Genomic DNA, 13813 nt, shown 5'->3' with positions numbered 1-13813 from the left:
CCCCCCACCCCCCCAACCCACCCGGCGCTCCGCCCGGTGATCAAGAGGTTTTGGTCACCGGACCCACCCTGCGGTGACGCAAATCTCTTGATCACCGACGAGGACGCCCGGCGTGACCCGGTCAGCGGGGGGTTGGGGGTGGGGGTGTGGTGATGTTCGAGAAGGGGGTGCGGCGGGCGTTGTTCCGGATCGGGGGCGGGGACGCCGAGACGGCGCACGAGTGGACGTTGCGGCGGTTGGTGACCCTGTCCCGGCGGCCGGCGGCGCTGGCGTTGCTGCGGGCCCGCAACCTGCACCGGGCGCCTCGGACGGTGTTCGGGGTGCAGTTCCCCAATCCGGTGGGGTTGGCGGCCGGGATGGACAAGAACGGGGTGGCCCTGCCGGCCTGGCCGGCCCTGGGGTTCGGCTTCGTCGAGGTGGGCACGGTCACCGCGCACGCCCAGCCGGGCAACCCCCGGCCCCGGCTGTTCCGGCTGCCCGACAGCGCGGCGGTGATCAACCGGATGGGCTTCAACAACGCCGGGGCAGCGGCCCTGGCGGCCCGGCTGGCGGCGCTGCCCCGCCCGCTCGGGGTGCCGCTGGGCATCTCGCTGGGCAAGTCCAAGGTGACCCCGCTGGACGAGGCGGTCGAGGACTATCTCACCTCCTACCGGGCGTTGCGCGGGCACGGCGACTACTTCGCGGTCAACGTCTCCTCCCCGAACACCCCGGGGCTGCGCTCGTTGCAGGACAAGGCCCACCTGGACGCCCTGTTGGCCACCCTGGTGGGGGAGCAGCCGGTGCTGGTGAAGATCGCCCCGGACCTCACCGAACCGGCGGTGGCCGAACTGCTGGAGGTCTGCCTGGCCCGGGGGGCGGCCGGGGTGATCGCCACCAACACCACCCTGGCCCGGGACGGCCTCGCCCCGGCCGACCGGGAGCGCGGCGTGCAGACCGGCGGGCTGTCCGGTCGCCCGCTGACCGGGCGGGCCCGGGAGATGGTGGCCTTCGTCCACCGGGAGACCGGCGGCCGGCTCCCGGTGATCGGCGTCGGCGGCATCCTCGATCCGGACGACGCCGCCCGGATGTTCGACGCCGGGGCGAGCCTGGTCCAGCTCTACACCGGTTTCATCTACCGGGGGCCGGCACTGGTCCGGGCAGCCGCCCGGGTGTCGACCGGCGCACCGACGGGCGACCGGGCGGTGAGCGGGCGGTGAGCCGACGGGTACGACCGGCGCTCCCGGTCGTACCCGTGGCACGGTAGAGGCCGCCGCGGTGGCGGTCGACGAGGGTACGAAGGAGCACGCGTGACGCCCGAGGAGATCCTGGCCGCCGACCGGGCCCACGTCTGGCACCCGTACGCGGCGTTGCCGCCGGCGTACCCGCCCTACGTGGTGCACAGCGCCGAGGGCGTCCGGCTGCGGCTGGCCGACGGCCGGGAGTTGGTCGACGGGATGTCGTCCTGGTGGGCGGCGATCCACGGCTACCGGCATCCGGTGCTGGACGCTGCGGTCGTCGACCAGCTCGGCCGGATGAGCCACGTGATGTTCGGCGGGCTCACCCACGAGCCGGCGGTCCGGCTGGCCGGGACCCTGGTCGAGCTGGCACCGGACGGGTTGGAGCACGTCTTCCTGGCCGATTCGGGCTCGGTGTCGGTCGAGGTGGCGATCAAGATGTGCCTGCAGTACCAGCGGGCCACGGGCCGGCCGGAGCGTCGCCGGCTGGGCACCTGGCGGGGCGGATACCACGGTGACACCTTCCATCCGATGAGCGTCTGCGACCCCGAGGGTGGGATGCACCATCTCTGGGGGGAGGCGCTGCCCCGGCAGGTCTTCGCCCCGGTGCCCCCCGGTGGCTTCGCCGACCCGCCCGACCCGGCGTACGTGACGGCGTTGACCGACGCCGTCACCCGGCACGCCGACGAACTGGCCGCGGTGATCGTGGAGCCGGTGGTGCAGGGTGCCGGCGGGATGCGCTTCCACCACCCGGGGTACCTGCGGGTGCTGCGCGAGGTGACCCGCGCGCACGGGGTGTTGCTGATCTTCGACGAGATCGCCACCGGGTTCGGTCGGACCGGGACGATGTTCGCCGCCGAGCATGCCGGGGTGACCCCTGACGTGCTCTGTGTCGGCAAGGCGCTGACCGGTGGCTACCTCACCCTGGCGGCGGCGCTGTGCACCCCGGAGGTGGCCTGGGGCATCGCCGCCGACGGAGTGCTCGCGCACGGCCCGACTTTCATGGGCAACCCGTTGGCCTGTGCGGTCGCCAATGCCTCTCTGGAGCTGCTACAGGCCGGCGACTGGGCCTCCGAGGTGGCGCGGGTGGGTGCGGGGCTACGCGTCGGTCTGGAGCCGTTGCGGGGGGCGCCGGGCGTGGCGGACGTCCGGGTGCTGGGCGCGATCGGCGTGGTGCAGGTGGACCGCGAGGTGGACGTGGCGGCGGCGACGGCTGCCGCCGTGGCCCGGGGCGTGTGGCTGCGCCCCTTCCGTGACCTGGTGTACGCCATGCCGCCGTACCTGACCGGGGACGCGGACGTGGCCCTGATCGCGGCCGGGATCGCCGCTGCGGTCGAGGCCGGCTGATGCCGGGCGGGGGAGGGAGCGGACCGGGGTGGCGACCGCCGCCACGGTCGGTGGAGACGAGAACAGGAGCATCTATGGAGACCTTCGGAACCCGACTGCACCGCGCGGTGGCGGAGCGTGGGCCGCTCTGCGTGGGCATCGACCCGCACCCCGGACTGCTGGCCCGCTGGGGTCTGCCGGACGACGTCAGCGGCTTGGAGCGGTTCGCCCGGACCGTCGCGGAAGCGCTCGGTGACCGGGTTGCGGTGATCAAGCCCCAGTCGGCCTTCTTCGAGCGATTCGGGAGCCGGGGAGTGGGGATTCTTGAGTCAACTATCCGACAGTTACGCGAGGCTGGCGCGCTCGTTCTTCTCGACGTCAAGCGCGGCGACATCGGTTCGACGGTCGCGGCGTACGCCTCCGCGTACCTTGATCCATCCAGCCCGCTGTATGTCGACGCCGTCACCGCGAGCCCCTACCTGGGAGTAGGTTCGCTGGCCCCGATGTTCGAGTCTGCCGCCGCGCACGGCGGTGGAGTGTTCGTGTTAGCGCTCACCTCGAACCCCGAAGGAGCCGAGGTGCAGCGTGCGGTCACCTCCGGTGGGCGTACCGTCGCACAGCTTGTTATCGATGAGATTTCGCAGCTCAACAGGGGTGCGGAGCCGCTCGGCAGCTTCGGATTGGTGGTCGGCGCGACCATCGGCGACACCGGCCACGACCTGTCCCGGGTCAATGGCCCGCTGCTCGCTCCGGGGCTCGGCGCGCAGGGCGCGACGGCGACGGATCTACCGATCGTGTTCGGTTCGAGCCTCTCCGCAGTGCTGCCGTCGTACTCCCGGGAGGTGCTCGACGCGGGCCCCGACGCCGACGCGCTGCGCGCCGCGGCGGACCGTGTGGCGGCCGACTGCCGGCACATTCTGGCTGCCGAAACTGACTGACGGCTCGGTCACTTTACGTTGATCATCGCGCGTCCACGTTGCCGAAAGCTCCGCCGAACGCTAGTTTTCCCCGCGCTGGGAACCACGGACCCCTTTGGTTTTCAGCGACACCACGTTTCACAGAGCGACGGTGCGTTCCGCCCGTCGCGATAGGGACCTGAGGAGAACTGGTGCCGCTCCCGTCACTGACCCCCGAGCAGCGCGCTGCCGCGCTGGAAAAGGCCGCGGAGATCCGCAAGGCCCGTGCTGAGCTGAAGGAGCAGCTCAAGCAGGGCAAGACCACCCTGGCCGCCGTCCTTGCGCGAGCCGAGTCCGACGACGTCGTCGGCAAGCTCAAGGTGTCGGCCGTGCTGCAGGCGATGCCGGGTATCGGCAAGATCCGGGCCACCCAGATCATGGAGAAGCTCAAGATCGCCGACAGCCGCCGCCTGCGTGGTCTGGGCGAGCAGCAGCGTAAGGCGCTGCTTGGAGAGTTCGCCGCCAACTGACCGCCGCAGCAGGTAGAAACAAGCGGTGAGCACGGATGGCGAGGCGTGCCCGGCGGCGCGGCTCACCGTCCTGACCGGACCTTCGGGTGCCGGTCGGGGCGGTGTGGTCGACGCGGTCCGGGCGCGTTCTCCGTCCGTGTGGGTGCCGGTTCCGGTGACCACCCGGCCGCGTCGCCAGGGCGAGTCCGACGGCGTCGACCGGCTCTTTCGGGAGCCGGCCGAGTTCGATCGGATGATTGCCGCGGGCGAGCTTCTCGAGTGGTCCCGGGCCGGCCCGTACCGCCGGGGCACCCCGCGCGCCCCGGTGACCGACCGACTGGCGCGGGGGCGGCCGGTGCTGCTCCCGCTGGACCTGCCCGGCGCGCTCGCCGTCCACGCGGCCCTGCCGCAGGCCCGCCTGGTGCTGCTGACGCCGCCGGGACACCATCCGGCCCCGGCCCTGGCGATCCTCGCCGAGCGCACCGTGCACCACGACCGCACCGAGCGCGCCGCCGCTGAGCTGGTAAGCTTGCTCGGTTCGTCCTAATCTGGCTTGCGTCCGACCGCAGATCCGTCCGACCGCAGACCCGTCCGACCGCAGACCATGTTCGAGCGACCAGCTGCGCTCGCGCGGACACCTTCAGACGTAGAGGTATTTCGTGGGATCCATCGCCAACCCCGAGGGCATCACCAACCCGCCGATCGACGAGCTGCTCGAGAAGACCACCTCGAAGTACGCGCTGGTGATCTTCGCCGCCAAGCGCGCCCGTCAGGTCAACGCCTACTACAGCCAGCTCGGTGAGGGCCTGCTCGAGTACGTCGGCCCACTCGTGGAGACCACCCCGCAGGAGAAGCCGCTCTCCATCGCCATGCGCGAGATCAACGCGGGCCTGCTCACCGCCGAGCCGACCGACCAGCCGTAATCCCCCGTACCCCGATGTCCGCCGAGATCGTGCTCGGAGTCGGCGGTGGCATCGCCGCCTACAAGGCGTGTGAGCTGCTGCGACTCCTTACCGAGTCGGGCCACCGGGTCCGGGTCGTGCCGACCGCGTCGGCGCTCCGCTTCGTCGGGGCGCCGACCTGGGCGGCGCTGTCCGGGCAGCCGGTCGCCGACGACGTCTGGTCCGAGGTCCACGAGGTCCCGCACGTCCGGCTCGGCCAGCGGGCCGACCTGGTGGTGGTAGCGCCGGCCACGGCCGACCTGCTCGCCCGGGCCGCCCACGGACTCGCCGACGACCTGCTCACCAACACCCTGCTCACCGCCCGCTGCCCGGTGGTGCTCGCGCCGGCGATGCACACCGAGATGTGGGAGCACCCGGCCACCGTCGCCAACGTGGCCACCCTGCGGGCCAGGGGCGTCCGGGTGATCGAACCCGCCGTCGGCCGGCTCACCGGCGCCGACAGCGGCAAGGGTCGGCTGCCCGACCCGGCCGAGATCTTCGCGGTCGCCCGTCGGGCCCTCGCCCGGGGCGTCGACGCCCCCGCCGACCTCGCGGGTCGACATCTGGTGGTCACCGCCGGCGGCACCCGGGAACCCCTCGACCCGGTCCGGTTCCTCGGCAACCGCTCCTCCGGTAAACAGGGTTACGCGTTCGCCCGCGCGGCCGTCGCCCGCGGTGCCCGGGTCACCCTGATCGCCGCCAACGTGTCGCTGGCCGACCCGGCCGGGGCCGACCTGGTCCGGGTGGGCACCACCGAGGAGCTGCGCACGGCGACCCTGGCCGCCGCCGCCGATGCCGACGCGGTGGTGATGGCGGCGGCACCGTCGGACTTCCGACCGGCGACCTACGCGACTGGCAAGATCAAGAAGTCGGACGACGGCAGTGCGCCGACCATCGCCCTCGTCACCAACCCGGACATCGCCGCCGAGTTGGGCCGACACCGCCGTCCGGAGCAGGTGCTGGTGGTGTTCGCCGCCGAGACCGGCGACGCCGAGGCCAACGGCCGGGCCAAACTCGCCCGGAAACGGGCTGACCTCGTCGTCGTCAACGAGGTCGGCGTCGACAAGGTCTTCGGTGCCGAGACCAACGCGGCCACCGTGATCGGCACCGACGGTGCCGTGCACCGGCTGCCCGAGCAGGCCAAGGAGGACCTGGCCGACCGTGTCTGGGACCTCGTGCTCGCCCGGTGGGCGAACCGGTCCTGAACGGTGGATGCCGACTCGCCCGGTCGTGAGCGGTACGCGAGGGTGACTAGACTGCTGCGGAACGATTATCTTAAGAGCTTAGGAGTGCCGTGACACGCCGCCTCTTCACGTCCGAATCGGTCACGGAAGGCCACCCGGACAAGATCGCAGACCAGATCAGCGACGGGATCCTCGACGCCCTGCTCACCCAGGACCCGCACAGCCGGGTGGCGGTCGAAACGCTGATCACCACCGGTCAGGTCCACGTCGCCGGCGAGGTGACCACCAAGGCGTACGCCGACATCCCCACCATCGTCCGCGAGACGATCCTCGGCATCGGGTACGACTCGTCGAAGAAGGGCTTCGACGGCGCCTCCTGTGGCGTCAGCGTCTCCATCGGCGCCCAGTCGCCCGACATCGCGCAGGGCGTCGACAACGCCTTCGAGCTGCGGACCGGGGCGTCGGAGAGCGCGCTTGACGCGCAGGGCGCCGGCGACCAGGGCATGATGTTCGGCTTCGCCTGCTCCGAGACGCCGGAGCTGATGCCGCTGCCGATCGCGCTGGCGCACCGGCTGGCCCGGCGACTGTCCGCGGTGCGCAAGGACGGGACCATCCCCTACCTGCGGCCGGACGGCAAGACCCAGGTCACCATCGAGTACGAGGGGCTGCGCCCGGTCCGGTTGAACACCGTCGTGGTGTCCAGCCAGCACGCTGCGGACATCTCGCTGGACTCGCTGCTCACCCCGGACGTGCGTGACCACGTCATCGCTCCGGAGCTGGAGAGCCTGGGGCTGGACACCGACGGATACCGGTTGCTGGTCAACCCGACCGGCCGGTTCGAGATCGGCGGCCCGATGGGTGACGCCGGGCTGACCGGTCGGAAGATCATCGTCGACACCTACGGCGGGTACGCCCGGCACGGTGGCGGCGCGTTCTCCGGCAAGGATCCGTCCAAGGTGGACCGCTCCGCCGCGTACGCGATGCGCTGGGTGGCCAAGAACGTGGTCGCCGCCGGCCTGGCCGAGCGCTGCGAGGCGCAGGTCGCCTACGCGATCGGCAAGGCCCACCCGGTCAGCCTCTTCATCGAGACCTTCGGCACCGAGACCGTGCCGGTGGCGGCGATCGAGAAGGCGGTCGGCGAGGTCTTCGACCTGCGCCCGGCGGCCATCATCCGGGACCTGAACCTGCTCCGGCCGATCTACCGGCAGACCGCCGCCTACGGCCACTTCGGCCGTGAGCTGCCGGATCTGACCTGGGAGAGCACCGACCGGGCCGCCGACCTGAAGTCGGTAGCGGGCGCCTGACCGGCACCACGCCCAGCGACCGGCGACCCGCGGAAGGGTCGCCGGTCGCTCGGGTTTGTGTGGACGTCCCGCTGCCGCACCTCGACCGGCCCTTCGACTACCTGGTCCCCGCCGGCCTGGCCGCCGACGCGGTCCCCGGGGTGCGGGTCAAGGTCCGCTTCGCCGGCCAACTGGTCGACGGCTGGCTGCTGGAACGTGTCGACGCCTCGGCGCACGGCGGCAGGCTCGCGTACCTGGAGAAGGTGGTCTCCGCGGAGCCGGTGCTGGCCCCCGAGGTGGCCCGGCTGGCCCGGGCGGTCGCCGACCGGTACGCCGGCAGCCTGGCCGACGTGCTCCGGCTGGCCGTCCCGCCCCGACACGCCCGGGTCGAGAAGGAACCCCGCACTACCCCTGATCCGGCTGCCACCGCTCCGGCTGCCACCGCTCCGGGCGGTGGTGCGGCGGTGCCCCCGGGCCGGGCCGCGGTCGACCCGCGCGGGTGGCGGGACTACCCCGCCGGGCCGGCCTACCTGTCGGCGCTCGCCGACGGGCGGGCACCCCGGGCGGTCTGGTCGGCGCTGGCCGGGGAGGACTGGGCGGCCCGGTACGCCGACGCGGTCGCCGCCGCCGTCGCCGGTGGTCGGGGTGCGGTGGTGGTGGTGGCCGACGCCCGGGACCTCGACCGCCTCGACGCGGCGCTGACCGCGTTGCTCGGCCCGGGTCGGCACGTGACCCTCTCCGCCGCGCTCGGCCCGGCCCGTCGTTACCGCGCCTTCCTGGCCGCCCGGCGGGGCGAGGTTCCGGTGGTGATCGGCACCCGGGCCGCCATGTTCGCCCCGATGGACCGGCTCGGTCTGGTGGCGATCTGGGACGACGGGGACGACCTGCACGCCGAGCCGCGTGCGCCCTACCCGCACGCCCGCGAGGTGCTGCTCACCCGGGCCCGGCTCGCCGAGGCCGCCGCCCTGGTCGGTGGCTGGACCCGGACCGCCGAGGGGCAGTTGCTGGTGGAGACCGGGTGGGCCCGCGAGGTGGTCGCGGAGCGGGCGACCCTGCGGGCGCGTACCCCGGCCATCGCCCCGACCGGGGACGACCCGCAACTGGCCCGCGATCCGGGGGCGGCGACGGCCCGGCTGCCCAGCCTGGCCTGGACCACCGCCCGGGACACCCTGCGTACGGACGCTCCGGTGCTGGTCCAGGTGCCCCGCCGGGGCTACCTGCCCTCGGTCTCCTGCGCCGACTGCCGGACCCCGGCCCGCTGCCCGCACTGCGCCGGCCCGCTGGCGCTGCGCGCCGCCGACGCCCCGCCGGCCTGCCGCTGGTGCGGCCGGGTCACCGCCGCGTACACCTGCCCGCAGTGCGGTGGGCGGCGGCTGCGGGCGGCGGTCACCGGTGCCCGACGAACCGCCGAGGAGCTGGGTCGGGCCTTCCCGGGGGTGCCGGTGCGCACCTCGGGCCGCGACGAGGTGCTGGCCGACGTCCCGGCCGGCGCCGGACTGGTCATCGCCACCCCCGGCGCCGAACCGGTGGCCGAGGGTGGCTACGGCGCGGTGCTGCTGCTGGACTCCTGGGCGTTGCTCACCCGGGCCGACCTGCGGGCCGGCGAGGAGACCCTGCGGCGGTGGCTCTCCGCCGCGGCCCTGGCCAGACCCGCCCCGGCCGGTGGGAAGGTGGTGGTGGTCGCCGACGGCGCGCTGGCCCCGGTGCAGGCGCTGCTGCGCTGGGATCCGGGCTGGTTCGCCGCCCGGGAGTTGGCCGAGCGGCGGGAGCTGGGTTTCCCGCCGGCGGTGAAGATGGCAAGCGTCACCGGCGGCGCGGAGGCGGTGGCCGACCTGCTGGCGCAGGCCCGGCTGCCCGACGGGGCGGAGGTGCTCGGCCCGGTCCCCGCCGACCAGGACCGGGAGCGCATGCTGGTCCGGGTGCCCCGGTCCCGGGCCGCCGCGCTGGCCGAGGCGCTGCACACCGCCGCCGGGGTACGCAGCGCCCGCCGGGCCGCCGAACCGGTCCGCCTCCAGGTCGATCCGCTGAGCCTTTTCTGAGTCGCCAGTCAGTTCGGTCGAGCCCCTGGCCAGCCCGCCGTCGCACCCCGGGTACGGCGGGCGCGGGAGGCCTGCGTGATAGCATCGCCCGTCATACCCGGGCGCACGGATGGCGCGACGAAGACGGGAACGCGTCGGGCCGACGCCAGATCGATGATGTCAAGCAGCCGGTGAGCAGGGGTGGACCAGTGGTGACCGTTCGTCAGTCGATCGTCTTCAACGGTGACCTCGGCAGCGGCAAGAGCACCGTCTCCGTCGAGATCGCCAAGCGGCTGGGCCTGCGCCGGGTCAGCGTCGGTGATCTCTACCGGCAGATGGCGCAGGAGCGGCAGATGACCGCGCTCCAGCTCAACCTGCACGCCGAGCTGGACCAGGCCGTCGACGGCTACGTCGACCAGCTCCAGCGGAACATCGCCGCCTCGGGCGAGTCGCTGGTGATGGACTCCCGGCTGGCCTGGCACTTCTTCACCGACGCCCTCAAGGTGCACATGATCACCGAGCCGGCCGAGGCGGCCCGGCGGGTGCTGCTGCGCCCCTCCGGCCCGGCCGAGAGCTACACCTCGCTGGCCGAGGCGGAGGCCAAGCTGCGCGAGCGCAGCGAGAGCGAGCGGAACCGGTTCATCCTCCGGTACGGCGTCGACAAGGCCAGACTGCGCAACTACGACCTGGTCTGCGACACCACCCGGGCCTCCGCCGAGGAGGTCATCACGCACATCGTCGACGCGTACGAGGGCCGGCTCGGCGTCGACGTGCTGCGCGACGCCCCGCCGCTGCTGCTGCTCGACCCGGCCCGGGTCTATCCGACCGAGGACGTCGCCACCCTGCGCGGGCTGGGGGAGTCCGAGTTCGTCGGCGAGCTGGCGGCGGCAGGTGACGAGGCCCTCGAACCGCTGCGGATCGGCTTCACCGGCGAGTACTTCTTCGTCGTCGACGGGCACCGCCGGCTCAGCGCCGCGCTGCGCAACGGCTTCCCGCTGGTGCCCGCGCAGCTCGTCGCCGAGGTGGACGAGCCGGTCGTCGGGGGGATGAGCGCGGTCGACTACTTCGCCGCCCAGGTCCGCCCGAGCCTCGTCCACGACTGGGAGGCCGCCCACGGCACCCGGCTCCCGCTGCCCGCGCACGCCCTGCTCGGCGGGGACGCGGTGCTGGCCGGTGAGCCGGGCGCCAGCGCCTGACCCCGGTGCCCGCTGCCTGACCCTGCCGCCGGCGGCGACCCGTCCCCGGCGGTGGCGTGCCGTCCCCGGCGGCACGGCCTAGTCCCGGGAACGGCGGCCCTGTTCCGGCGCATCGCGGTACGCGGGGCGGTGCCGCCTTCGACACTCCGTAGACTGGTACGGCACCATGCCGTCCCGATGAAGGAGCCACCCCGCGTGACCGTCCAGCCCATCCGTCTGTTCGGGGATCCGGTGCTGCGCACGCCGGCCGATCCGGTCGTCGACTTCGACGTCGAGCTGCGTAGGCTCGTCGCCGACCTCACCGACACGATGCGTGACCGCGGCGGTGCCGGACTGGCCGCCCCCCAGCTCGGCGTGGGTCTGCGGGTCTTCACCTTCGAGGTGGACGACGTGCTCGGCCACCTGGTCAACCCGGTGCTGGAGTTCCCCGACACCGAGGAGCAGGACGGCCCGGAGGGCTGTCTGTCGATTCCCGGGCTCTACTTCGACACCAAGCGCCGGCAGAACGTGATCGCCAAGGGCTTCAACGGCTACGGCGACCCGTTGCAGATCGTCGGCACCGGGCTGATGGCCCGCTGTGTCCAGCACGAGACCGACCACCTCGACGGGGTGCTCTTCCTCGACCGGTTGGACCCGGCCGGGCGCAAGGAGGCGATGAAGGCGATCCGCCAGGCCGACTGGTACGACGCCGCCGCCCCGCCCACGGTCAAGGTCAGCCCGCACGCCGCCAACAGTCCCTTCGGTCTGGGTCGGTGACCGGCCGATGCGTGTGATCTTCGCCGGTACGCCGGCCGTCGCCGTCCCCGCCCTGGCCGCCGTGCACGCCTCCGGGCACGAGCTGGTGGCCGTGGTCACCCGCCCCGACGCGCCCGCCGGTCGGGGCCGGGGCGTGGTCCGCTCGCCCGTCGGCGCCTGGGCCGACGAGCACGGCGTCGAGGTGCTCACCCCGGCCCGCCCTCGGGAGCCGGAGTTCCTCGACCGGCTGGGTGCGCTGGCACCCGACTGCGTGCCGGTGGTCGCGTACGGCGCGCTGGTGCCCCCGGCGGCGCTGGAGATCCCCCGGTTCGGCTGGATCAACCTGCACTTCTCGCTGCTGCCCGCCTGGCGGGGCGCGGCCCCCGTGCAGCACGCGGTGCTGCACGGCGACGGGCTCACCGGGGCCAGCGTCTTCCAACTGGAGCAAGGGCTGGACACCGGTCCGGTCTACGGCACGCTCACCGACGAGATCCGCCCCACCGACACCTCCGGCGACCTGCTGGAACGCCTCGCCCACTCCGGTGCCGGGCTGTTGGTGGCCGTCCTGGACGCCATCGAGGCGGGCACCGCCCGGGCCGAGCCGCAGCCCGCCGACGGCGTTTCACTGGCCCCGAAGCTGACCGTGGAGGACGCCCGGGTGCGCTGGACCGACCCGGCCTTCGCGGTGGACCGTCGGATCCGCGCCTGCACCCCGGCCCCCGGCCCGTGGACGACCTTCCGGGGCGACCGGGTCAAGCTCGGGCCGGTGACCCCGGTCGGCAACGGCCCCGATCTGAAAGCTGGAGAACTGTTGGTGGAGAAGACCCGCGTGTTGACCGGCACGGCGACCGTGCCGGTGCAGCTCGGTGAGGTGCGCGCGGCGGGCAAGAAGGCCATGCCGGCGACCGACTGGGCGCGTGGCGTCCGGGTGGGCGTCGGGGAGGAGCTCGCATGACCGGGCCGACGCGACGGCCCGAGCGCCCCGCCGACGGTGCGCGGCGCGAGCAGCGTGGTGACGACCGGCGGTCGGAGCGGCCTTCCGGTGGCTTCCGGGGTGACCGCACCGCCCGCACCGGCGGATGGGGGGACCGGGGCGGTGCCGACCGGCGGCCCGGCCGACCGGTCCGACCGGCGGTGGACCTGCCCCGGTACGCGGCGTACCAGGCGGTCGCGGCGGTGCACCGCGACGACGCGTACGCCAATCTGGTGCTGCCGGCGATCCTGCGCGAGGAGGGGCTGACCGGTCGGGACGCCGCCTTCGCCACCGAGCTGACCTACGGCACCCTGCGTCAGCTCGGCACCCTGGACACGATCCTCACCGCCGCAGCCGGCCGGGACGTCGAGCGGATCGACCCGCCGGTACGCGACGCGCTACGGCTCGGGGCCTACCAGTTGCTGCACACTCGGGTGCCGGCGCACGCCGCCGTGTCGTCCACGGTGGACCTGGTCCGGACGGTCGGACCGGGCGCCACCGGCTTCGCCAACGCGGTGCTGCGCGAGGTGGCCGGCCAGGACCTGGACGCCTGGGTGACGAAGCTCGCCCCGACGATGGCGGCCGACCCGATCGGCCACCTGGCCGTCACCTACAGCCACCCGCAGTGGATCGTGCGGGCCTTCGCCGACGCCCTCGACGGTGACCTGGGCGAGGTCACCCGCCTGTTGATCGAGGACAACGAGCGCCCGCCGGTGCATCTGTGCGTGCGCCCCGGTCGGGCCGACCCGGTCGAGCTGGCCGACGAGGTCGGCGGCGCCCCCGGCGCGTTCTCCCCGTACGCGGTCTACCTTGCCGGCGGTGCCCCCGGTGACCTGCCGGCGCTAGCCGACGGTCGGGCGCACGTGCAGGACGAGGGTTCCCAGTTGGTGGCGCACGTGCTGGCGACGGCGCCGCTGGACGGCCCTGACGGTCGCTGGCTGGACCTGTGCGCCGGCCCCGGCGGCAAGGCCGGGCTGCTCGGTGCGCTCGCCGCGCAGCGGGACGCCCGGTTGACCGCGGTGGAGATCTCGGAGCACCGGGCCCGGCTGGTCGAACAGGCCACGCGGGGGTTGCCGGTGAACGTGCTGCACACCGACGGCCGGACCGTCGGGGCGGATCCCAAGCTGCCCGAAGGACACTTCGACCGGGTGCTGGTCGACGCCCCGTGCACCGGGCTCGGTTCGCTGCGTCGCCGGCCGGAGTCGCGCTGGCGGCGGCAGCCGTCGGACCTGCCACCGCTGACCCGGCTGCAGCGGGAACTGCTCACCGCCGCGCTGCGGGCGACCCGCCCGGGTGGTCTGGTCGCCTACGTCACCTGCTCCCCGCACACCGTGGAGACGCACGTGACGGTCACCGAGGCCGCCCGCCGCGCCGGGGTCCCGGCGGACTTCGTCGACGCCCGCCCGCTGCTACCACCCGGCATGCCCGGCCTGGGCGACGGCCCCACCGTGCAACTCTGGCCCCACCGCCACGGCACCGACGCCATGTTCCTGGCCCTCCTCCGCCGCACCTGACCCACCCCCGCCCCGCCCCGCCCC

13 protein-coding genes are annotated in these 13813 nt (G+C 73.7%); all 13 read left to right on the top strand.

The window, feature by feature from the left end:
* Positions 1-149 precede the first annotated feature (149 nt).
* Entirely contained in the window at positions 150-1196 is a 1047-nt protein-coding gene (locus tag AC0AIB_RS29935; protein ID WP_465097947.1) for a quinone-dependent dihydroorotate dehydrogenase, read from the top strand.
* Between the two features lie 90 nt (positions 1197-1286).
* Positions 1287-2561: an adenosylmethionine--8-amino-7-oxononanoate transaminase gene (locus AC0AIB_RS29930; RefSeq protein ID WP_465097946.1), complete on the top strand. Its 1275-nt coding sequence runs from the start codon at positions 1287-1289 to the stop codon at positions 2559-2561.
* Between the two features lie 74 nt (positions 2562-2635).
* Complete coding sequence (pyrF, locus tag AC0AIB_RS29925) at positions 2636-3478, top strand: orotidine-5'-phosphate decarboxylase (protein ID WP_328348482.1); 843 nt, start codon at positions 2636-2638, stop codon at positions 3476-3478.
* 170 nt (positions 3479-3648) lie between these two features.
* On the top strand, positions 3649-3966 hold the full coding sequence (mihF, locus tag AC0AIB_RS29920; RefSeq protein WP_067309448.1) for an integration host factor, actinobacterial type: 318 nt from the start codon (positions 3649-3651) through the stop codon (positions 3964-3966).
* Between the two features lie 25 nt (positions 3967-3991).
* Positions 3992-4492, top strand: coding sequence for a nucleoside/nucleotide kinase family protein (locus AC0AIB_RS29915; RefSeq protein WP_328348476.1), 501 nt, complete (start codon positions 3992-3994; stop codon positions 4490-4492).
* A 112-nt stretch (positions 4493-4604) separates the two neighbouring features.
* Complete coding sequence (gene rpoZ, locus AC0AIB_RS29910; protein ID WP_007075826.1) at positions 4605-4868, top strand: DNA-directed RNA polymerase subunit omega; 264 nt, start codon at positions 4605-4607, stop codon at positions 4866-4868.
* 14 nt (positions 4869-4882) lie between these two features.
* Positions 4883-6091, top strand: coding sequence for a bifunctional phosphopantothenoylcysteine decarboxylase/phosphopantothenate--cysteine ligase CoaBC (gene coaBC, locus AC0AIB_RS29905; RefSeq protein ID WP_328348460.1), 1209 nt, complete (start codon positions 4883-4885; stop codon positions 6089-6091).
* Between the two features lie 89 nt (positions 6092-6180).
* Positions 6181-7374: a methionine adenosyltransferase gene (gene metK / locus AC0AIB_RS29900; protein WP_328348458.1), complete on the top strand. Its 1194-nt coding sequence runs from the start codon at positions 6181-6183 to the stop codon at positions 7372-7374.
* Positions 7371-9392, top strand: a complete 2022-nt coding sequence (locus tag AC0AIB_RS29895; protein WP_465097948.1) for a primosomal protein N' — start codon at positions 7371-7373, stop codon at positions 9390-9392. The genes metK and AC0AIB_RS29895 overlap by 4 nt, the downstream gene beginning before the upstream one ends.
* 191 nt (positions 9393-9583) lie before the next feature.
* Complete coding sequence (locus AC0AIB_RS29890; RefSeq protein WP_328348456.1) at positions 9584-10567, top strand: AAA family ATPase; 984 nt, start codon at positions 9584-9586, stop codon at positions 10565-10567.
* A 195-nt stretch (positions 10568-10762) separates the two neighbouring features.
* Positions 10763-11323 (top strand): peptide deformylase, encoded by a 561-nt coding sequence (def, locus tag AC0AIB_RS29885; RefSeq protein ID WP_328348454.1) that lies wholly within the window; start codon positions 10763-10765, stop codon positions 11321-11323.
* 7 nt (positions 11324-11330) lie between these two features.
* Positions 11331-12257 (top strand): methionyl-tRNA formyltransferase, encoded by a 927-nt coding sequence (gene fmt, locus AC0AIB_RS29880; RefSeq protein WP_328348452.1) that lies wholly within the window; start codon positions 11331-11333, stop codon positions 12255-12257.
* Complete coding sequence (locus AC0AIB_RS29875) at positions 12254-13789, top strand: RsmB/NOP family class I SAM-dependent RNA methyltransferase (protein ID WP_328348450.1); 1536 nt, start codon at positions 12254-12256, stop codon at positions 13787-13789. The genes fmt and AC0AIB_RS29875 overlap by 4 nt, the downstream gene beginning before the upstream one ends.
* Positions 13790-13813 lie beyond the last annotated feature (24 nt).

It is taken from the genome of Micromonospora sp. DSM 43699, assembly GCF_055517075.1.
The sequence above is the reverse complement of the archived record's forward strand: the minus strand, read 5'-3'. Positions and strand labels throughout refer to the sequence as shown.